21 protein-coding genes are annotated in these 21,891 nt (G+C 36.2%); 9 read left to right on the forward strand and 12 right to left on the reverse strand.

Going from position 1 to position 21,891, the window contains the following annotated elements:
• Nucleotides 1-13: 13 nt before the first annotated feature.
• From EKM64_RS00645 to EKM64_RS00655, 3 genes are all read right to left on the reverse strand, one after another.
• The gene (locus EKM64_RS00645) at nucleotides 14-1,243 is read right to left on the reverse strand and encodes an MFS transporter (protein WP_125674538.1); all 1,230 of its coding nucleotides are present in this window, start codon (nucleotides 1,241-1,243) and stop codon (nucleotides 14-16) included.
• Between the two features lie 84 nt (nucleotides 1,244-1,327).
• Complete coding sequence (locus EKM64_RS00650) at nucleotides 1,328-2,578, reverse strand: MFS transporter (RefSeq protein WP_125674540.1); 1,251 nt, start codon at nucleotides 2,576-2,578, stop codon at nucleotides 1,328-1,330.
• 4 nt (nucleotides 2,579-2,582) lie between these two features.
• Nucleotides 2,583-3,434 carry a sugar phosphate isomerase/epimerase family protein gene (locus EKM64_RS00655; protein WP_125674541.1) on the reverse strand — a complete coding sequence of 284 codons (852 nt, stop codon included), beginning with the start codon at nucleotides 3,432-3,434 and terminating at the stop codon, nucleotides 2,583-2,585.
• 200 nt (nucleotides 3,435-3,634) lie between these two features.
• Between EKM64_RS00655 and EKM64_RS00660 the strand changes: the two genes are divergently transcribed.
• Nucleotides 3,635-4,540: a LysR substrate-binding domain-containing protein gene (locus tag EKM64_RS00660; protein WP_125674543.1), complete on the forward strand. Its 906-nt coding sequence runs from the start codon at nucleotides 3,635-3,637 to the stop codon at nucleotides 4,538-4,540.
• 58 nt (nucleotides 4,541-4,598) lie between these two features.
• Here the strand turns inward: EKM64_RS00660 and EKM64_RS00665 are convergent, their stop codons facing one another.
• Nucleotides 4,599-5,237: an SDR family oxidoreductase gene (locus tag EKM64_RS00665; protein WP_125674545.1), complete on the reverse strand. Its 639-nt coding sequence runs from the start codon at nucleotides 5,235-5,237 to the stop codon at nucleotides 4,599-4,601.
• A gap of 143 nt (nucleotides 5,238-5,380) precedes the next feature.
• On the reverse strand, nucleotides 5,381-6,313 hold the full coding sequence (locus EKM64_RS00670) for an ABC transporter substrate-binding protein (RefSeq protein WP_125674547.1): 933 nt from the start codon (nucleotides 6,311-6,313) through the stop codon (nucleotides 5,381-5,383).
• A 141-nt stretch (nucleotides 6,314-6,454) separates the two neighbouring features.
• On the opposite strand from EKM64_RS00670, the gene EKM64_RS00675 reads away from it, so the two are divergent.
• From EKM64_RS00675 to EKM64_RS00705, 7 genes are all read left to right on the forward strand, one after another.
• Entirely contained in the window at nucleotides 6,455-7,246 is a 792-nt protein-coding gene (locus EKM64_RS00675; RefSeq protein ID WP_125674549.1) for an ABC transporter ATP-binding protein, read from the forward strand.
• Nucleotides 7,243-8,241, forward strand: a complete 999-nt coding sequence (locus EKM64_RS00680; RefSeq protein ID WP_125674551.1) for a FecCD family ABC transporter permease — start codon at nucleotides 7,243-7,245, stop codon at nucleotides 8,239-8,241. Before EKM64_RS00675 ends, EKM64_RS00680 begins: the two co-directional genes overlap by 4 nt.
• On the forward strand, nucleotides 8,238-9,236 hold the full coding sequence (locus EKM64_RS00685; RefSeq protein WP_125674553.1) for a FecCD family ABC transporter permease: 999 nt from the start codon (nucleotides 8,238-8,240) through the stop codon (nucleotides 9,234-9,236). Before EKM64_RS00680 ends, EKM64_RS00685 begins: the two co-directional genes overlap by 4 nt.
• Before the next feature lie 349 nt (nucleotides 9,237-9,585).
• Nucleotides 9,586-10,701, forward strand: a complete 1,116-nt coding sequence (ald, locus tag EKM64_RS00690; RefSeq protein WP_125674555.1) for an alanine dehydrogenase — start codon at nucleotides 9,586-9,588, stop codon at nucleotides 10,699-10,701.
• Between the two features lie 2 nt (nucleotides 10,702-10,703).
• Entirely contained in the window at nucleotides 10,704-12,146 is a 1,443-nt protein-coding gene (locus tag EKM64_RS00695) for an APC family permease (RefSeq protein WP_125674558.1), read from the forward strand.
• A 168-nt stretch (nucleotides 12,147-12,314) separates the two neighbouring features.
• Entirely contained in the window at nucleotides 12,315-12,743 is a 429-nt protein-coding gene (locus EKM64_RS00700; RefSeq protein ID WP_125674560.1) for a MarR family winged helix-turn-helix transcriptional regulator, read from the forward strand.
• 17 nt (nucleotides 12,744-12,760) lie between these two features.
• A complete protein-coding gene (locus tag EKM64_RS00705; RefSeq protein ID WP_125674562.1) occupies nucleotides 12,761-13,699 on the forward strand; it encodes a nucleoside hydrolase in 939 nt (312 codons plus the stop codon).
• Between the two features lie 23 nt (nucleotides 13,700-13,722).
• Here the strand turns inward: EKM64_RS00705 and EKM64_RS00710 are convergent, their stop codons facing one another.
• The 3 genes from EKM64_RS00710 to EKM64_RS00720 all read right to left on the reverse strand — a co-directional run bounded on the left by EKM64_RS00710 (nucleotide 13,723) and on the right by EKM64_RS00720 (nucleotide 16,220).
• Entirely contained in the window at nucleotides 13,723-14,169 is a 447-nt protein-coding gene (locus EKM64_RS00710) for an Rrf2 family transcriptional regulator (RefSeq protein ID WP_125674793.1), read from the reverse strand.
• A gap of 50 nt (nucleotides 14,170-14,219) precedes the next feature.
• A complete protein-coding gene (locus tag EKM64_RS00715; RefSeq protein ID WP_125674564.1) occupies nucleotides 14,220-15,077 on the reverse strand; it encodes an SDR family oxidoreductase in 858 nt (285 codons plus the stop codon).
• Nucleotides 15,078-15,221: 144 nt separating this feature from the next.
• Nucleotides 15,222-16,220 carry a carboxylesterase family protein gene (locus tag EKM64_RS00720; RefSeq protein ID WP_125674565.1) on the reverse strand — a complete coding sequence of 333 codons (999 nt, stop codon included), beginning with the start codon at nucleotides 16,218-16,220 and terminating at the stop codon, nucleotides 15,222-15,224.
• A gap of 259 nt (nucleotides 16,221-16,479) precedes the next feature.
• Between EKM64_RS00720 and EKM64_RS00725 the strand changes: the two genes are divergently transcribed.
• A complete protein-coding gene (locus tag EKM64_RS00725) occupies nucleotides 16,480-17,556 on the forward strand; it encodes a helix-turn-helix domain-containing protein (RefSeq protein WP_125674567.1) in 1,077 nt (358 codons plus the stop codon).
• 121 nt (nucleotides 17,557-17,677) lie between these two features.
• On the opposite strand, the gene EKM64_RS00730 is transcribed toward EKM64_RS00725, so the two are convergent.
• The 4 genes from EKM64_RS00730 to EKM64_RS00745 all read right to left on the reverse strand — a co-directional run bounded on the left by EKM64_RS00730 (nucleotide 17,678) and on the right by EKM64_RS00745 (nucleotide 21,891).
• The gene (locus tag EKM64_RS00730) at nucleotides 17,678-17,983 is read right to left on the reverse strand and encodes a hypothetical protein (RefSeq protein ID WP_225420915.1); all 306 of its coding nucleotides are present in this window, start codon (nucleotides 17,981-17,983) and stop codon (nucleotides 17,678-17,680) included.
• Nucleotides 17,984-18,120: 137 nt separating this feature from the next.
• Nucleotides 18,121-19,332 carry a glycosyltransferase family 4 protein gene (locus tag EKM64_RS00735; RefSeq protein WP_125674571.1) on the reverse strand — a complete coding sequence of 404 codons (1,212 nt, stop codon included), beginning with the start codon at nucleotides 19,330-19,332 and terminating at the stop codon, nucleotides 18,121-18,123.
• Entirely contained in the window at nucleotides 19,332-20,270 is a 939-nt protein-coding gene (locus EKM64_RS00740; protein ID WP_125674573.1) for an ABC transporter ATP-binding protein, read from the reverse strand. The genes EKM64_RS00735 and EKM64_RS00740 overlap by 1 nt, the downstream gene beginning before the upstream one ends.
• Nucleotides 20,242-21,891 (reverse strand): ABC transporter permease, encoded by a 1,650-nt coding sequence (locus EKM64_RS00745; protein WP_125674575.1) that lies wholly within the window; start codon nucleotides 21,889-21,891, stop codon nucleotides 20,242-20,244. Before EKM64_RS00745 ends, EKM64_RS00740 begins: the two co-directional genes overlap by 29 nt.

Here is a 21,891-nt window from a genome sequence, read left to right on the forward strand (position 1 = left end):
TAAAAGTTATTGATTATTTTTCGTGAATAAAATGATACTTGTGACATCTAAAGAATAAAAACAACATCACTGCAACGCCAGCTACTGTTACTGTCGCATCAATGGCGAAAACATGGATCATACTTTGTGCCGTGTCATCAATAATGAACGTAGAAACAAATGGTCCAACGAAATAAGTTAGAGCGGCGGCAAAGCTATAATATCCTGTGACCTTCCCTTTTTTATCAGGGAAATATTGTGAAATTATTGTTAATCCTACCTGCCAAATACCACCAGCGGCAAAGAAACCGATGACGATACTCGTAATTCTTACTAGTAAATAACTTGGAAAAGTTATCATCAAAACTAAGAACAATCCCGCTATGGCGGAATAAAGCATCATAACGTGATACGGCTGAGCTTTTCTGATAACCACAGAAGTAATGAATACTGAGATCAGTGAAGATAAGGCATACCAAGAGACTAATTCTTTGGATGCTGCTTCAGATAGATTCAAAACGGTAGTTCCAAAATGTGGAATGTATTGTGAATACATGTAAAAAGTGAATGAGATCGTAAATCCGATGATGATCAGTCCAACTCCATCAATACTCATTTTTGGTAGATTACCTTTTACTGGTTTCTCAGTTTCTACCGACTGATCCTCTTTTACTTTTACTGGTTCGGTTGCTTCAACAGGGTCCAACCTATCTTTATTGAACTTAATCATGAATATTGCAATGACATCTAAGAACAATAGAACTGACATTATTGGCAAAACAATGGAAACACTTGATACGGCGGCAACTACGAATGGCAATAATGTTTGTGACAAAGACATGCAAGCTTTAACTAATGAATTCATACTTGCTGCCTTAGTTGGAAATGCTTCTGTTAAAGCTGGATAGGCACCTGAATCATCAAACGAATTGGCCGCACCTAAGAAAAGAGTAAAGAAGCATGCCATATAAACGTTGCGACTCAGTATTAATCCCATTAAGAAAATGATATTAGCAATTAACCCGATCACCATCGTATTTCTACGACCAAATCTATCTGACATCCAGCCGGCAAAGATAACCGTCACCAAATGTCCGATACCTACCATGGAAATGACCGTTGAAATTCCTTTCACATTAGTATTCCATAGGCGCATAAATTGTTGACTGTATTGAGAAACAATCAAGATCGAAGAACCCCAAACAAAGTAATTAAAGTAAACAGTTGCGGCAATCAAACTTGGCCGATATTTTTTTCTATTCATAAGCTTCACAACTCTTATCCTTGTTTTAAAATTTCTTTAGAGTCTCGATCCAAAATTGTCCCCACTGAATTTCAAAACAATAATTTATTCGACAACCGTTTCAGATTCGTCCTCTTTAACAGTTTTCTTTTGACCACTTTTAACGATCAATGCTAAACAAACTCCGACAATTGTAATAATGACGTTTAATAAAATTATCATTCTCGGTGCACTTCCACCAGTACTCTTTGTAATAAATGCGGCTAAAGATAACATGGCGTAATTAGCAACACTAGAACTGATCATACATAACGACGTTGCAAGACCTTTGTCCCGTGGGAAAAATTCGATAGTCGTTGATGTAGCAAGCTGTAGAACCCCACCTGCGGCCGCATAACCGATCAAGAAACTAGCAATATAAAGCATTGTTGGTGTTTGGATAAAGTAACTTAGTAATAACGTAATAATAGAAATAGTTGGATATAGTACTAAAACCGTTGATTCTTTAAGCCCTAAGCGAATCAATTGAGCTGTCAGTAGCACCGCTATAGCGGCTCCAGCTGCATAAAATGATTGTAGAGAACTTGGATTTTTAAGTCCGTAACTCTTACCTAACTCCTGGTTACAGTTCAGCCAGAGCATGAATGTTGTTGAACTAGTAAATCCGATCAAGATTGCGGCAATGGCGGCTGGTGTAAAATGAATTTTATGTTTCTCTTTCTTAACTTCGTTTTTATCTTCACCAGCCACGGCATTTGCTACTGGTAATGGCAAAACTAGAACTAAAAAGGCGTCAACTAACATTAAGAATCCACAAATAATAAAGATCGTCTTGTATGACATATTTGCCATAGCAACCCAGCCGATAAAGAATGGCAATAAGAATTGAGCCACAACAACTGAGAATTTAGTGAATATATTGGCAATCGATGCTGATTTAGGAAACATTTCCATCAAACTTGGTGATACACAAGTGTCCAAGAATGAATTAGCGATACCATTCAAAACACCGATAGCGTATGCAAACCAAAATGATGGTGAGAATGCTATCCCAAAGAAATAGCATGAATATAGAAGTGTCCCAATAAGACCACTGACACGACGACCTAATTTATCAGAAACTGGTCCGGCAAATGGATAAGCAATCAACCTTCCTAGTCCAAATGCAGCAACTACGGAAACAACCATACTGACATCAACGAGTCCAGATGGTAAATTACTTGCTCCCCAAGCATTAGCAAATTGTTCTTTATACTGGCTCAAAATCGATGAAGCAATTCCAAGCATAAAGTAAGCGAAATACAACGCTAGTGCTGTGGGTAAAAATCTTTTAGTATTTGTTTTTACTTCTGCCATATTTCTACTCCTTAACTTCATCCTTCAAAATTTCTGGCCATGCTTCTTCAAGGACTTTAACTGTTCCCTTGTATGTATAGTCAGCTGTGTAATCAATACCTTGTGAAAGATAATTGTCAGAAATAACCTCAACGCCAATAACTTTAGGATCAACTCCAGCATCTTTGATCATTTTGACAAATCCGGCAGTGTCCATCTCACCCATTCCTGGAGCCAAGCGATCATGCATTGATTCATCACGTAAAATTGATTCTGCGTATGGACGTGTATAGGCATCATCAATTTGAATTGAGATAACTTTTTTAGCCTGTTCTTTTGTTAATAAATCATATGGTTGGCCCGCTCTTACCCAGTGCCACATATCAAGAAGCATCATAACGTTGTCACAATTTGCTTTTTGCATGATCTTCCATGTTTTATCTAAGTTTGGTAGTCCACTGTATGGCATTGGCTCTAAAGCAATGATCCATTTGCCGGCACGACTTGCTAATTCCTGTAACTTCTTGGCTGAAAAATCTACTGAATATGATTCCATAAGTCCGGTATTGATATGTTTTACTCCAAACAATTCGCACATATGGAAACAAGTTTGTTCCTTGTATTTTTGTTCATATGATCTAGGCTCTTCACACCATTGAACGATGTATTCAACTTCGGTACATTTGATTCCGTATTTATCTAAAATCGCTAAAATATCATTATCTGAAAGTCCCTCATTTACTGCATCAACATATGTCTCTGCACGAAGTCCAATTCCGTCGTAACCAGCTTCACTGGCAGCCTTTACTCGATCCTCGAAACTACATTTATCTCCTAATGTCCAAGAACTAATTGTGATTGGATGTGATTGTGTCATGATTGATTCCTCCAAATATATTTTTCTATTTGCATGTTCATTTCTTCACATGTATTTGTTTACAGCTAACAATGTAACCGGTATCATACACTGCGTCCAATTGCTTTTTTTGATTGCATTTATAACTAAAAGCTATTAATATTTAGAGAAACCGTATACTATCAGGGAACGGCGTAACTTTTTTTAAGGGGGTTTTAAACATGAATTTGGATCATCTTCGTTATTTTATTGAGCTTTCACGAACCGAAAACTACACAAAAACAGCAAAATCGTTACACATTACACAACCCAGTCTGACCAAAGCGATACATTCTTTAGAGTCCGAAATAGACATTTCATTATTTGAGAAAAAGGGTCGGAATGTCACGCTGACCACAGCCGGCAAAATATTTGCTAAAGGTGTCGGAAATGCATTGTTACAATTAGATAGGAGTGTTTCTGAAATTGAAGAATTAAATAGTAAAAAGACTTTAATTCAAATTGGAGCTTTACGGACACTAAGTATTGAATGGCTACCAAATATCGTCCAAAAATTTCAACAAGAATCAAACGATACTTCAATAAAATTCCAATTTAGTAGTGACACAGGTTTATCACCAGATATATTGAAATCGCTCAGAGAAGAAAAATACGATGTAGCATTCTGTTCCAGAATGGAGGAATACGATGATATTGCCTATTATCCGATCGAAGAACAAAATATGGTGTGTATAACGCCGTTACATCATGAATTGGCTAACAAAACAAGCCTAACTTTACGTGAGACGCTTCCCTATCCACAAGTAGTTTTTTCAAAAAGAAGTGGGCTGTATTCAGTAATTGAAAAAATGTTTGAAGACAGTGGCGGGCATCCGATCGGCGTCTATTCCGTGGAGGAAGATCAAGCAATGGCAGGACTTGTTGCACATAACTTTGGAATCGCTATAACGCCTGACATGGAACTATTACATACTATGCCTCTGCGAGTAATTCCCATCTCATATCCAAAGTGGAAACGGGTCTTTTATATGGCAACTTTAAAGAAACGATTCAGACAACCAGAGGTAGAAGAATTTATCAGTTTCGTTCTTAAAGAGAGTAAAGACAGTCTGACTAATCGAATTTAAGATAAAAAAAGAGACTCGATCAAAAGATCGAGTCTCTTTTACTACCTATATATAATTATTAATACCAAGCGGGTTTGTTACCATCAGTATTAGGCTTATTAACGCCAAGTGATTCTCTAACATGTTTGTCAGGCGCTTGAGTAATATCAACAACCAATTGTGCAATTGATTTTCTTGAAACTTCAGTACCCTTAAATGTTTCACCCTTTTGAGTGAGTTCGAAGTCAACTTCATCTTTATCTGTTAACCAAGCTGGACGAATGATCGTATAATCAAGATCTGAATCTTCAAGTACCTTAGCAGCCGCAGCATATATTGTTATGTAATTGCCAAGTGTACTATTATTCCATTCGCCAAATTTACCAGGAACTTCATCATAAATACCCAAAGTTGAGATCCAGATCAAACGTTTCTTGCCTGCAGCATGCATGGCTTCAACAACTGCTTTAGCCTGATCCTCAATATTACCACCAGCTAAATTAGCATAAACAACATCGACATCTTTCATTGAATCTTCCAACGTTTGGACATCAGTAACGTCCCCGCCAATAATTTCAACTAATTCATTTTTTATATCACGTAGACGTTCTGGACTTCTAAGATATAATTTCAAGCTATTACCGGTCGAATCCAAGAAAATATCCTCTGCCAAACGTGCAATTTTACCATTTGCTCCTAAAATCAATACTTTAGACATAATATTCCTCCTATATTCCTGTTCATACTTAATATAGTAGAAATCGATCTTTAATACAAAAAATGTTTCTCGCAAAATCAGTGATAGACATAAAATTGACAATAATATGTTTATTTTTTAATACATATAATTATTTGCTTTGATTAATGAGTAATATCTTTCAAAACATTGTCTATCATTTCCGTATAGGCAATTGGGCCCTTGTATTGCCAACTGGAATCGTCACCATATTGGAATAAATTATCATTTTTTACAGCTGAAATGTTTTGCCAAATAGGATCCTTAAACATTGAGGCACCTTTATCACTATTAACTAAGAAAATATAGTCAGCATCTAATTTTGCTAGTTTTTCCAGTGAAACGGCAGACCAATCAGCCGTTGCCTTTTTGGAAACCTGTTTAACTAAGTCTGGTTCTTTCAATCTCAAATCACCATATAGTAAGGAACCACTAGCCGATTTGTCACTAACAATAAAAGCTGAATTGTTCGTTACCCAAAGAACAGCAACAGATTTATTTGGTGCAGATTCCTCTAGTTCTGAACGTGCCGATTTAACTTTCTTATCATATTTCTTCAAAACTTTCTTAGCCTTATCAGTCTTATTGACTACCTTGGCTACATCTAAGAATTGTGCTCGCCAACTGACGTTATTTCCATTTTTAACAACATATGTCGGTGCAATTTTCTTATATTGATTGTATTTTCCATTAGCTACAGCACTATCTGTACCCATCAAGATAAGATCTGGTTTTGCTTTGGTTACAGACTCATATGGTAGAGAATAGTCGATCAAAGGAACTTTTTTTAGATCCTTCTTTAAATATTCTTGAGTACCGGAACCATTTTTAACTGACCATTGAACAGCCGGCTTAACACCAACAGCTACCAAATAATCTTCCAAATAACTTCCTACAACACGCTTTGGATGCGTAGGTACACTAACTTTATGATCCATGGAATCGGTCAAAGTTCTAGTTGAATTTTCTTTTGAACTATTGCCACAGGCCGTTAAGAACACCGCCAATAGCAGTGTTAAATATGCCAAGACTTTTACAAATTTACTTTTCTTCAAAATTACCTTCCCCCAATTTCAAAATATAATTAGATTATCTGTGAAAAGGTTATCAAATGTCAATACAATGAGTTAAAATATATAACAATTAGACAATTAAATTATTCCACCTGTATGTAAAAGAGTTTTAAAGGAGCAAAATAAATGGATATCATCGAGACAAAAGACGTCTGCGTCAGTTATGATAAAAAATTAACCATTCGCGATTTATCAATTAGAATTCCTAAAGGACAGATTACGACTTTGATTGGACCAAATGGTTGCGGCAAGTCAACTTTGATTCGAACTATCGCCCATTTACTAAAACCTTCCAAAGGAACAGTTTTTTTAGATAGTCAAAATATTACTCAAAAGAAGATCAGTGATATTGCCAAAGAAATGGCCGTACTTCCCCAAACCAACAATTTGGCTAACGATTTGACTGTTCAGGAACTTGTAACTTTTGGACGTATCCCTTATCGTAAGAGATTTGCTTCTATGTCAAATTTAGATCATGAAAAAATTGATTGGGCTTTAGAGAAAGCCTCACTACAAGATTTGAGAACTAGACGTCTTAGTACACTTTCTGGTGGTCAAAGACAACGCGCCTGGATCGCCATGGCTATTGCCCAAGATACTGACACGATCATCCTTGATGAACCAACAACTTACCTCGATTTAACTCACCAACTTGACGTAATGCTTCTTATTAAAGAGTTGAACGAAAAGGAGCATCGAACTATTATCATGGCTCTTCATGATTTAAATCATGCATCCCGATTTTCTGACCAGTTGATTGCCATCAAAAAAGGACAATTACAAGTCAGTGGTCCCGTTCAAAAAGTTATCACCCAACAAAATCTCAGAAACATCTTCGATATCGACGCTAAGATCATTGAGGATAACTCCAAACCTATGATCTTAACTTATGACCGTTGGCGAGGTGAAACGGTTTGAACCAAAGATTAAAATTCTCTATTCATCTAATTGTTAGTCTTTTGTTACTAGCAATTCTAATTATTTTAAGTATCCGTTTTGGTGCTAATAAAAATGAATCCTCAACTGTATTTAATGCCATTTTTCATTTCCAAAAAAATAATGTTGATCAACAAATAATCAGAAATATTCGTATTCCCCGAGTCATAGGTGCAGTTTTAATTGGTGTCGCCTTAGCTGGAAGTGGTGTTTTGATGCAAAGCATAACCAAAAATCCGATGGCCGATTCTGGAATCCTAGGTATTAATTCTGGTGCTGCTTTAATGCTGACCGTTAGTTTTGCCTTTTTTCCTCATTTATCTACTCAAGGAACTACTATCTTCTCAATTTTGGGGGCAGCTTTCACATCTATACTAGTTTTCGTTATCAGCTCGTTAAAAAAGTCACAAATGAGCCCTACGATTTTAGTTCTATCTGGTATGGCAATCAGTGCCTTCTTTACTGCCATAAGTGAAGGATTGGCACTCTTGTTGCACCTTAAACAAGATTTAGCTTTTTGGCATTTTGGTGGTGTTTCGGCCGTCAGTTGGGTTCAACTCAAAAATCTCGGTCCTTGGATCGCAATTGGAATAGTTATTCTATTATTTCTAGCTCCTAGTATGAATCTATTACATTTGAGTGATGACTCAATCAAAAGCTTGGGACGAAACATCAATGTTATCAGAATCCTAGCCCTGATCTGCGTCGTTATTCTATCTGGAATTTCGGTTTCCTTAGTTGGTGCTGTGGCCTTTGTTGGTTTGATCATCCCCCACATCGCTAAATTCCTGATTGGTACTGATTATCGACAGATCATCCCTTTAACGTTGATCTTAGGGGCAGATTTAACCGTTTGTGCTGACCTTATCGCTCGAACGATCAATCCACCTAATGAAACGCCATTTGGTTTAATAATTTCTTTAGTTGGTGTTCCCTTCTTTATTTATCTAGCTAGAAAGGACGGCAATAACGCATGAGAAAAGGCTTAAAACTGTCCTACTGGTTGATAATTTTAATTATTTTAATGGTCATATTAATGGCCGTAAATCTCAATACTGGTGAGATGAATGTTTCTTATAATGATATTTTCAATTTGATTATTGGCCGTGGCACCTATACTCAATCTATGGTAATTTTTGACTTCCGTATGCCTAGGATCGTGATTACTTTACTCGTAGGTTTTTCGCTGGCAATTGCCGGTAGTGTTATTCAAACCACCACTCAAAATCCGATGGCTGATACCAGTTTTCTGGGTATCAATTCTGGAGCTGGTATTGCTGTAATGCTCTTTATTGCCCTAGTCAAAAATCAAGATGCCCATATGTTTTTGTTACCGATCCTAGCGTTAGTTGGTGCCTTAGTAAGTACTTTCCTAGTTTTTCTATTCTCCTTTAAGAAAAAAGATGGGATAACTCCTAACCGCCTACTACTTACGGGTGTAGCATTATCGGGGTGTTTTTCTTCGATCATGGTCTTATTAACTTTAAAAATGTCACCCGAAAATTACCAATTCGTCATGAATTGGCTAACCGGAAGTATTTGGGGTACAAGTTGGGAATTTATTTTGATTGCATTGCCATGGCTAATAATTTGTACAGTCCTTATCTTCAGTAAATTAACCATTTTAGATTCCTTTAACCTCGGTGACGACGCTGCTCAATCATTAGGTATTTCTCTAAAAAAAGAGCGGATACTTCTGATAAGTTTGGCCGTGATCTTAGCCGGCGTCAGCGTTTCTATCAGTGGTGGAATCGGATTCATCGGTCTTATAACGCCAAATTTAGCCAGGCGAGTTATTGGCTTCAAACACAGTCATCAATTGATATTGTCAGGAATATTAGGTAGTTTTCTATTGTTGGCCGCTGATACTTTAGGACAACTTATCAGTGCTTCATCTGAAATTCCCGTTGGTATCATCGTAGCCTTGATCGGTGCTCCGTACTTCGTATATATACTTATAAGATCTAATTAAGAGTTGTTTTCAGAAAAAATGAAAGCAATTCTTATTTTTTTGGCTTTGGACTAGGTTTCTCATATAGCAAGTTATCTGCTTATTGAAAATAGGAATTAGTTAAATCTTATATAATCCAGTAACAGCAAGGAAATTGGTATACTTTTATTTTCATAAATAGAGTTTGTGAAATGATTAGCCATCGAGTAACAAATATATTTATAATTATAACCCTTGTCTGTCAGTGTAATCAGCCTTATGCCGTGTTGAAAATAAAATATTATTGATTTTCATATTGTGAAATTATCAAAATCTTGCTATATTATAGGCGTGATATGAAAGCGGTTTCAAACTTTAAGGAGGCACTAAAATGAAAATTGGTATACCTAAGGAAATTAAGAATCAAGAAGAACGTGTTGGTTCAACACCATCTGGAGTAGCAAATTTGGTTCGTGCTGGACACGAAGTAGTTGTTGAAACAGGCGCAGGAATCGGATCAGGTTATCCTGACAGTGATTACACAGCAATGGGCGCTTCTATAGGAAGTGCACAGGATGCCTGGAACTGCGAAATGGTTATCAAAGTTAAAGAACCTCTCCAATCGGAATACAAATATTTCCGTGAAGATTTAATCATCTATACATATCTACACTTAGCAGCTGACAAGGAATTAACAGAAGCACTCTTGAATGCTAAAACAACTGGTGTAGGTTACGAAACAATGGTTGGACCTCGTGGTGGGCTTCCCCTACTTGTTCCAATGAGTGAAATTGCTGGACGCATGTCTGTACAAGTTGGTGCTCACTTCTTAGAAGAACCACATCAAGGTAAAGGATTACTACTTGGAGGCGTTCCTGGTGTTAGACGTGGTAACGTAACAGTTATCGGTGCTGGTACAGTTGGCTTTAACGCTGCCAAAATGGCAATCGGTCTTGGTGCAAACGTAACAATTTTAGATATCAATGCACAACGTTTAGCAGAATTAGAAAATATCTTTGATGGCAAGATCCAAACATTAATGTCAAATGAGCACAACATAGCTGAATGTGTTAAAAATTCTGACTTAGTTATCGGTGCTGTATTGATCCCTGGTGCTGTAGCTCCTACATTAGTAACTGAAGAAATGATCAAGAGTATGGAACCTGGATCTGTTATCGTTGATATTCCAATTGATCAAGGTGGAATATTTGAAACAAGTTCAAAGGCAACAACACATGATGACCCAATCTATATCAAACATGGTGTTATCCACTATACTGTTGCTAATATTCCGGGTGCTGTTCCAAAAACAGCTACAGAAGCTCTTTCAAGCGCAACAATTCCTTATGCTCTCCAAATTGCTAACAAAGGACTGGCAAGAGCTTCCGAAAATAATACTATCTTTACCGGAATCAACACTCACGCCGGTAATCTAACAGAAAAAGCAGTGGCTGAAAGTCTAGAAATGCCATATAAGAAATATTCAGCTGATGCTAAACTTGTTTAACCATGGGTGATAAGATCGATCTGAATACGTTATTGAATGGTAAGTCAGATCGAAAAAAAACGTTGGGATTATTTGACCTTTCCATCTTAGGGATCGGTGCCATCATCGGTACCGGTATCCTAGTTCTAACTGGGATCGTAGCCGCAACTGACGCTGGACCAGGAGTTATTTACTCCTTTCTGATCGCAGCTTTAGCAAGTGGATTGATCGGGTTATGTTATTCCGAATTGACAACTAGTATCCCAAATTCAGGTAGTGCTTATGTTTATGCCTGGGTAACTATTGGTCAAAAAATGGCCTTCTTTGCCGGTTGGACTTTGCTTGGAGTTTATATAACGACGACAGCTACAGTAGCTAATGGCTGGACGGGTTATGTTCACTCGTTCTTACGGGAATTTGGTATCTTACTCCCTGATACTTTAATAAAGTCACCATTTAATGGTGGTATCGTAAATCTGCCTGCAATTATTATGATTTTACTAGTAACGCTGATGTTGACTCGCGGTACTAGCGAAAGTAAGGTTTTAAATAATATTCTAGTAATTGTTAAGTTAGCTATCATTCTCCTATTTATCTTTGTTAGTTTATCCGATGTCCAACCTAAGAATTGGTCTCCATTCTTACCTTACGGAACTACTGGTGTTTTTGCTGGTGCTTCAACTGTTTTCTTCGCCTTTTTAGGATTTGACGCTTTGGCCACCTCAGCTGAAGAAGTGAAAGACGTACAAAAAACACTTCCACGAGCTATCATCATTTCACTATTAGTATCGACCTTACTCTATGTAATAGTAAGTTTAGTAATGACTGGAGTTATGCATTATAAGAATCTCAATGTTCCTGAAGCTATGTCATTTGTTCTGATTGAAAATGGACACGGCGTAGCTGCACAAATTGTTTCAGGTGGTGCTATTTTAGGTATTATCGCCGTGGTTCTGGCCTTCATCTACGCTTCATCCAACATCACTATGTCCATGAGCCGTGGTGGGTTCTTACCTAACAACCTAGCTACTTTAAACAAAAAAACCGGTAGCCCTAACAAAGCTTTATGGCTGATCGGAATTGTTGCATCAATCTGTGCCGGACTGTTAGATATCAAGAACTTAGCGATTTTTGCAAACGTTGGTTCATTGTGTGTCTTCTTCCTGATATCCTTGATGGTTCTATTATTAAGAAGACAACATCCAGAGTTAAAACGTCCATTTAAAGTTCCTTTTGGAAGGATCATCCCTATTCTTTCAATGCTAGTTTGTGTATTTCTATTAGCCAACCTGCCGCTCAACGCTTGGTTAAACTATTTCGGATGGTTAATTATCGGTTTATTAATGTACTTCTTCTATTCGAAAAAACATATTAAAATTGAGCTTGAAGATACAAGTAACTCAGGTAAAGGTGGTGATGCATCTGATATTGATAAAGACGATGACGACGACGCTTTACTGGATTAACCATTTCCTAGAATTTACCAGCTCTGCTGACACAAACTCGAAAAGAGTGAAAAATCCATAACATTCCCCTGTTATGGATTTTTTTTATTGTGAGAATTTGCAGATAAGGAATTGGGGATACTTCCATGCTATAATTTGTCTGTAATGCTGAAAGCTTAGGAGGAAATTATGTCGAGTAATGTGGCTCACTTAATTAAAGTCGCATCAAATGAAATATCGCGTAGCGTAAATAATTTTGCGGCTAAATATGATCTCACCGGTACACAAGTTCAGATCATCGACTTTCTCACCCATATCCCTGAGAATAAAGAAACTTTTCAAAAGGATATCGAGACGGAGTTCAATATTCGACGTTCAACTGCTACTAATATTCTAAAGAATATGGAAAAGATCGACTTGATCAAACGTGAATCGGTCAAAAGTGATTCACGCCTTAAAAAAATCATTATTTTGCCTAAAGCAAAAGACCTGCAAGATAAAATTGACTACTTTATGAAGGAAAACGACCAAAAGATCCTCTCAACTCTGGGGACCTTTGAACGTCGTGGCTTTCTGCACGCTCTACAAAAACTACCTGAAAAGCTAAAAAACAATTAAAGTGAGGTAATTAAGTAATGACAAAAGTAATTATGGACTGTGATCCTGGTATTGATGACGCCATTGCATTGACCGTTCTATTAGCGCACCCCGAAAAGGCCGACCTAATTGGTGTAACTACTGTTGGTGGAAATGTTCAACTCGACTACGTTACAGCGAACGCCAAAAAATTACTAACATTTTTAGGTTCAAATGCTGAATTGGCTTCTGGACAGGCAACTCCACTGATAAAAGAAATTGAAACTGCCAGTCAAGTCCATGGTAAAACTGGTATGGATGGATACGACTTCCCAGAAGACAGTAAAAATTATCCATTAACAAGTAATAACGCGGTTACGTACCTATACGATCGTATTTCAAATTGTGACGAAAAAGTTACTATCGTCGCTACTGCACCACTAACTAATATTGCTTTGTTATTAAAGGTATTCCCAGAAGTTAAAGAAAATATCGAACATATCTACGTTATGGGTGGTTCAACCCTGCAAGGAAATATCACATTGGCTGCTGAATTCAACGCTTATGTTGATCCGGAAGCTGCCAAAATAGTCTTTGAATCTGGTCTTCCAATTACCCTTTCAGGACTTAATCTTACTGAAAACAAAGCCTACATGACAATGGAAGAAATCGATCACATCAAAGATCTTGGGCATGTTGGTGTAATGGCTAGTTCAATCATGGAATTCTATTCCGCGGCTGAGCTCAAAAATGGTCACACTAAGATTCCAGTTCACGATGCCTGTGCTGTTATCAGTTTGATCGCACCTGAATTATTTACTAAAAGTGCAGAATATCCAATCACTGTCTCACTCACAAACGATGAATTCCGTGGTATGACTTATCCCGACCGTCGTGTCTATGCTTCTAAAGAAAACAACATCAAAGTACTTGAAGATGTTGATCGCGAGGCCTTCGTTAAATATATCTTTGACTCACTTCAAAGCTATGAAAAATAAGCACTAAAAAAGTTCGTATCGAATTAAATTTCGGCACGAACTTTTTTATTTTGGCGTAAATCTTTAATGCTATCGATAATATCTTGAATAGTCAGTTTAGACATTTCATCTTCAGCAGCCTGCTGAACTCTTCTATATGCTTCATCAAGTGTTTCCTGAATATTGGCACCAACCGGACAATCCATATTAGTCTTAGGATCAACATGCAGTAGATCATGATTAGTTTCAACAGCTTTAAAAACATCTAATAGTGTGATCATATCAGCTGATCTAGCCAATTTTGGTTTAGCAGAACCAACATGACTATCTAACAGACCAGCCTTTTTAAGATTTGCCATCAATTTACGAACCACGCTGGCATTTGCCTCAATACTTTGGGCAATATCATTACTGCTGATTCTCTCATCAGGAATAATATCAATATAAGCCAAAATATGAATTGCGTCGCTCAATTTATAAGAATATTTAATGATGGTCACTTCCTCTCTAAATCGATACTCATACTATTATACCCAAAAGACTAACGATTCAAAATTTCTTTGACTGCATCTGGAAGTGTTGTTAATTCATGTCCCAATATATCAGGAAGATCCGTTGATACAACATTTAATTCATTGTCACGCATCATTTCTTGCATGCCAACAAAAATATCGGCCGTGTCTTCATCAAATCCTGAATTGATCATACTTTGACGATATTCATCGTCTGAAACACTCTTAAATTCAAAACTCTTACCTGTAACTTTTTTGACGGCTTGACCAAGTTCGGCATAAGTTACTGGTTTACCAGCAAATTCATAGACATCTTTAGCGTTATCAAGTTCCATAACTTTAGCGGCACCAACAGCATATTCACGTTCCAAAGCAAACCCAATCTTACCCTCACCAGCAGCATAAACAGCGTCTTGTCCAGCAGCACCAGCCTTAAGATAACTCATTTCATTTTCCAAATACCAAGCATTACGTAAGAATGAATACTTTATACCACTCTCTTTGATCATTTTTTCTGTAGCTTTATGATCTGATGATAAAGCGGACTTAGCATTATCGGCCTTAGCAAAACTAGTATAAGCAATGTAATTTATGCCAGATTCTTTAGCAGCTTCGACAACATTTCTATGTTGAGTTTCACGAGGAATTTCACCTCCAGGGACTGAAGAAATGAATAATAACTTGTCGATTCCTTTAAGTGCTTCTACTAGGTCATTTTTATCAGTATAGTCGGCTTGTTTAATATTGATTCCTGCTGGCAAAATCTTTTCAGCTTTTTCAGTATTTCTAACAATAGCAGTGATATCACTAGCATTAATATTCTTTAATAGTTCCGGTATGGCGATTTGTCCAAAGTGACCAGTTGCAGCCGAGATTGCGTATTTCATATTTATATACCCTCTTTTTTAGATTATGTGTTGTTTTATTAATTACAGGTATCATCTTAACAGGCTGTTATTTTATTGTCAACAGGTAAAGATAAAAAAGAAGCTATTTCGTATTGTTAACAAAATAGCTTCTATTAATTAACATCATTTAGATTGATTATAGATCCAATCTCTTATTGATGGAATTGTGTATGCATAGTCGAATGATGCCATATGTTCCATGGACTTATCTGATTTTTCCATAACCGTTCCTGACTTCCACGTAATAAAGTTGGCATTTTCATTCTGATTTAATAATTTATTAACTGCTGTATTCTTAGCCTTGTCAGAAATAGTTGCATCCAACGTCACTGAAGTATAAGCTGTACCATATTTTTTCAACATTTTCTTTAAATCTTTTTGGCCCTTAGAGGCACTGGAATCGCCACCGGCAGCAAGATAAATGAACTTCTGATTCTTGAGCTTTTCTAATTGTGACACGTCCCACTGTGATGAAGTGTAAAGTGTAGCAGCAAATAATTTAGGATAATGCGAATTAAGATAGAATAGTGTCATTCCTCCCATTGATTGGCCCGTAGCATATAGTCTTTTTTTATTGATACTATACTTTTTCTCCAATTTGTTTAAAAGATCTAAGTACGTCTGAACATTCTTCTTAACAACTGCTGAACCGGATTGTCCAAAACCACCTGAAATTGTTGAAGTATCAAATACTGGTACTAAAACAAAACTAGCATGCTTCTTTTGTTCTGCCTTTGTTGCCCAAATACTACCCCCATATCCCTGTGTGACACCAGTAATAGTACTCTTACCGGTGACAGAATCATCATGAATGAAGGTCATCATTGGATATGATTTACTCTTACTGTAGTTTTTAGGAACATAAAGATTGTAGCGTAGCGTTACACCCGTCTTTTTATCTTTATATTCAAGCTGTTTAAACTCCGATTTAACTTCGCTTGTAACCTTTGTTAATGACGGATCAGATTTAGAGTCGTCCGTACTAGTTTTTTTGAAGGAGCTTGTAGTTTTTGAACTAGACGTTGATTTTGAAGACGAGCTAGCATCGCTCGATGAACAAGCAGTTACAGTAATTGCAAATATTGCTAATGAAATTAATAGTAGCCATATCCTTTTTTTCATACATATTCTCCAGCCTTTGATTTTATATTAATGTCATACCACTAGGAGCTTAAAATGAACTTAACTTATGTCAAAATAATTGCCGAATCGTCAACAAAATAATTTATTTTAAGCAATTGTTTCACATGGAACATATTGTATGATTAGCATCTTTGCAATACTAGATATAGTATTTAGCTCGAAAATCTCTGAACGCATCTATCTAATATGGTGTATATTGGAATTGAATAATAATCTCATATAGAAGGACAATACTATTATGCTCACTAAAATGCCTTTCCTAAAAAAAATTTCACCAGTTCCATTTGCTCTATATCAAAGTAAGGTCTGCATCTTTGAACATGATATAAACGATACTATTTTCCTCAATACTATCTCCGAAAAACTGTGGGATCAGGATAGATATAATGAAGTAAACGTTCTGAAACTCAGTTCTGATATTGTAGCCTCATCAAGATTTTCTGTCGACGACAAATCTTATATGTTCGCCGTTACAGCTGAAGAAAGTAACACTTTGAATAGGCAGTTAAATGATATGGAAAAGTTTGTCGAAGTAGGTGTCGACTTTCTAAAAACACAAAAGATGAAAACTAATCTTATTAATCTTCCCCACTATATTGATCGTAAAAATTCTACAATTGATTTTAATCAAGACTTCAAAATGTATAACATTGAAAACAAATTTCAGTTAGAGGAAATAGCTCTTCACGAATTGATCCGTGGAAATAAGCAAAATGTCCAATTATTATTTAATAAGCTCATCAATATCAACACAACACCATTATCAAAAAGTCGCCTAACTTCTCAAAAATATCGTATTATTGGTTTGATAACATTGATCTCCCGAATGTGTATCCGTCAAAGCTGCCCCGTTGGCATAACTTTAAGACTATCTGATAAATTAACAGCTCAGTTAGATAAAATTCAAAATAGTGATGATATCAAACTTTTCATAGAATATCTTGCTGTGGAATACTACAGTTTACTGCGCAATAACGCCAAAAATTACAATTCAAAATGCATCAATGATGCAATAGAATTTATCAATATTAATATCTACAAGCCTTTGAACAATGAAACTATCAGCAATTATCTCAATATGAATCCCAGCTATCTATCTTCACTTTTTAAACATGAAACCGGCATCCCTTTAAGAAAATTTATCATTGATAAAAAGGTCGCTGAATCAAAATATTTATTAAGAAATACCTCTATGTCGATTTATGATATAGCAATGTCATTACATTTCAGTAATCAAAGTCACTTTACAAAATCCTTCAAAGAACGGACTGGTTTTACACCTAAGTATTATCAAGACGTTGTTAATTCTAAATAGAAATCCCGTCTCCAGAACTATATTCACCCGCCATGCGAAAGTACATAACTAAACTTTCATATTTGAGATCTAAAATACCTCATTAGTTTGGACATAAAATCCAAAATAATCAAACACAATTCTATATCACAGGTGTTGCTCTAAAGGCATTTTGAGACTTGTCCATAATCACTTGTTCATCAGTACCTGAATCAAGAATTGTATTCAATTTTGATTCATCTTCAACTACAACCGTTTTTACATACAATACCTTAGACTCTCCAGTGGTCAACAACGCATCGACTTGAGAATTGAATGCTGAATCACCGCTGCCAGAACTTGTTTCTGTTGCGATCACATTGTTATTTGAAATATAGTTATGAGTTCCTGATATCAAATGCATAATGGTTGGAACTACATTCAATGGTCTCAAGAATTTTTTATCCATTATTTCTGAAAAATGATTTCCATAACGAAAAAAAACCATATCACGCTTAAAACAAATTAAGCATGATATGGCTTTTTTGATAATTTATTTAAATCCAATCATAATTTTTATTAACAATCAAATATCGTAGACGGTTTTTAATAATGACTACTTATTATTTCTTCAATTTGTTTGATCAAATGAGGCCAACTATTAGTCAAAACCGCCGACTTAACTTCTTCTGTAAATTGTGGTTTCTCAACAGCTCCAGAAATTTGTTCTCGTAAAGCAGTTTCCAGTCTGTCATAAAAGGCCGGTAAATCTTCCTTTACTGGCTCATCTTGATTGATCAATCTTGGAAGATCCACATAACTGATGTAACCACTTTTATTAACGGTATCGCCCAATTGAGCTTGCAAGGCCGGAATAGTTGTAGCCACTACACGAAGATCACATGCCAGTGCTTCAATTGAAATCAATCCTATACCTTCATAATATGATGGTAATACAAAGACATCAGATTTTCTAAAGATATTCGCTAGTTTTGTCTGTTCTTGAAATCCACAAAATTTAATTTGTGGATTTTTTTGATATGGTTTCAATTTTTCTTGCGCGTATTCGTCCGCATTACCAATCAAATTCAAAACCGCCTTAGGGTATTGTGAACTGATTCGATCAAATACTTTAGCCAACGCGAAGACGCCTTTAGCATCAGACATTTTTCCAGCAAAAACTAAATCAATCGTTTCTTTTTTAGGTTTAGGTGCAGGATAAAAAATATCAGAATCAAAACCACCACCAATAGTAGTGATTTTTTCAGCAGGAATATGATAGATATCTTCAATTTGTGCAATTTCTGGATGGCTCAACGCAAATACATGCGTCAAATGATCCATCTTAGTCACATATTTTTTCAAAAGATCAGGATGTTGGTTTGCCTGACGGATATCAGTTCCATGGCAGAATGCATAAATTGGAATATTTTCTGTTTCCTGACAAACTAATGATGTTAAAAACCAGAGATGGTGCGTGATAATAATATCCGGTTTAAATATATCAATTGCTTGGTGAATTTTTTTGCGAAATACCCCTTGCCAATCAGCAATCATTTTCGGTGTCATTTCACCATAAACTGTACTTTTATATGGCATAACGTCACTCATTCCAGGAAGTGAAAAATCACAATTTTCATTAGGGAATGAAACGGGAAACTGCTCATCCTCTGGCAGTACATCGTATCTAAAATCACCAAAGCGACCGTATATACAGGCTTGTTGATTATTGCCTTTTAGTCCCTTTATTACATTAGAGAAATAAACACCACTGCCGGTTTTTGATGGGAGCTGCGCTTGAACATGTAGTATTCTCATTATTTTTCCTCCAATTTCGATACTTTATATTGTACATCAACATGAGTTCCCACTTTTAATGGCTCAATTCGATTTAAACAAGTTACATGAAAAACACGTTCCTTATATTTAATTAAATAATTGATCGTGGAACCTTGAAAATCCATCTGTTCAATGCGGCCATCCCCATTAGAATCACTCTTTATAACGATGTCTTCTGGACGAATGTATTCTCCATTATCAAGTAAATTAGAATCCCCAATGAATTTTAAAACGAAGTGATTTTTAGGTGTCGAATACAATCCTTGACCTGTATCGATCTGTTGAATCTGTCCTTGATCCATTACCAAGATTTGATCTCCAATAGAAAATGCTTCCTGCTGGTCGTGAGTCACAAAAACCATCGTCATATTGAGTTCTTTTTGAATTTGACGTAATTCATGACGCATAGTCAAACGCAATTTTTCATCCAAATTAGAAAATGGTTCATCCAACAATAATAGTTTAGGCTCAACAATCAGACTGCGACCCAAAGCGATCCTTTGCTGCTGACCACCACTGAGATCCTGGATTTTAGTATTAGAAAATTCATCCATTTGTAACAAATGAAGCATTTTTAAAGCCTTTTTTCGAGCATCATTACGACTTATTTTTTTAAACTTCAGCCCATACATCAGATTCTGCATCACATCCATATGGGGAAACAGACTATATGATTGAAAAACCGTCGTGATATCACGTTCTTCAGGATATAATTTTGTAATATTTTGGCCATCTAAGAAGACCGTACCTTCATCAACTGTTATAAACCCATTTAGACAAGACAGTAAGGTACTTTTCCCACAACCACTGGGACCTAAGACAACTAAAATCTTATTTTGATCAACACCAAATGATAATGAATGTAGAACGGTTTTATTTGAATACTTTTTAGTGAGATTTTTTACTTCTAAAAACATAGCCCCAATCCTTTCCACTTAGACTGATAAATCCAAAGACGATTCCAGACATTACTAAACAGATCAAAATGATCATGCAAGCAATAACTGCGGCCACTTGATATTCTCCTCGTTGAACAACGTCAAACATTACCAAAGTCATCATATTTTGACCGGGATGAACTAAGAAAATGATCGATCCAATTGTAGTCATCGTACTGATAAATCCATTTAAAAACGTTATCGCAAACCCTTGTTTAGTCATCGGGAAAAAAACATCTTTCCATTCATTGACTACCGTTCCGCCAAGATCGTGAACTGTTTTAAAATATGTTGGTTCAATCTGACTAACAGATGCTTTAGCAGCCTTGGTGGCAAAGGCAACTTGCTTAAAAATGACATTAATAATAACGATGATCGAGGTACCAGTCATTATTAAAGGCGGTTTTGAGAAAGCATACAAGTACCCCAGACCAAAAAATGTTCCTGGCAAAATATAGGGAAACGTGCCAACCATTTCAATAAATTTCATAAAACGATCATTACGAACCTTGCTGTAGTAAATAATCAAAAAACTGATCAGACTACCTACTAATCCAGCAATTAGACTGTACAAAATAGTTCTAGTAATAGTGTCATTGAGATATATCTGTGAATCAATGATCGGTTGTAAAGAGAATTGATAATTCCCCATAACTTTTACCGAAAAAGCATTCATAACGATCGACCCATATTGTAATAATAAGGCTAAGTAGAAAATTACCGACAGTATCACTGATCCCACAAAGAAAAAGCCTTTCTTAGGCAATGGAAAAGCCTTCATATTACTAGAAAGACCATGATGCTGCACACTCATTGCATGATCGTACTTTATATATAAGAAAAAACCGATCAATGCCGGAATTGCTAAAGTTAAGTTGATTAAAGCGGCCTTATGGATATCTCCCATACTTATAACCGCAAAATATCCTTCACTGGCTAACATTTTAAAACTTCCACCAATGATAGTAGGTGTTTGAAAGTCGGCCAAACTTCGAATAAAACTAATCAAGGCTACAACTATTAGTCCGGGTTTTAATAACGGTAAGATAATATCTTTAATCACCGCATCGGTCCTTGCACCCAGACTTCGAGCACTATTGATCAGGCTAGGCTCTAGTTGCTTCAGTAATCCAATCAGCACCAAAGCATTCAGTGATGCAAAACTCAACGTTTGCATGAGGATTATTCCCTGTGGTCCGTAAGGTTCAATCGTCATTTGTAATAAATCATGCGTAATCATCCCTCGACGACCAAAGAGTGTTATATAGGCTAATGACGTTACAAATGGTGGTGAAACCATTGTTATCAAAAGAAATACCCGAAGTAACCTTTGCCATTTTTTTGAAATAAAAGCAAAACAAAGTGTCACTGAAACTGCCAGAAAAACAGACAAAATCATTGTAATAATGGCAACAAATAGCGAATTTTGAGTCAACTTAATATTTTGCATAAAAAAACTATTAAATGTTTCGCCAGGCTCATGTAATGCTTGAACAAAGATACTCAAATACGGATAAAAGATAAATAATAAAATACTAAGTGATATGACTATATACACAAACCAGTTAGTAATTTTGCTACCGAGATGATTTTTGCCCAT

Origin of the sequence: Companilactobacillus keshanensis (assembly GCF_003946205.1) — a bacterium.
GTDB lineage: Bacteria > Bacillota > Bacilli > Lactobacillales > Lactobacillaceae > Companilactobacillus > Companilactobacillus keshanensis.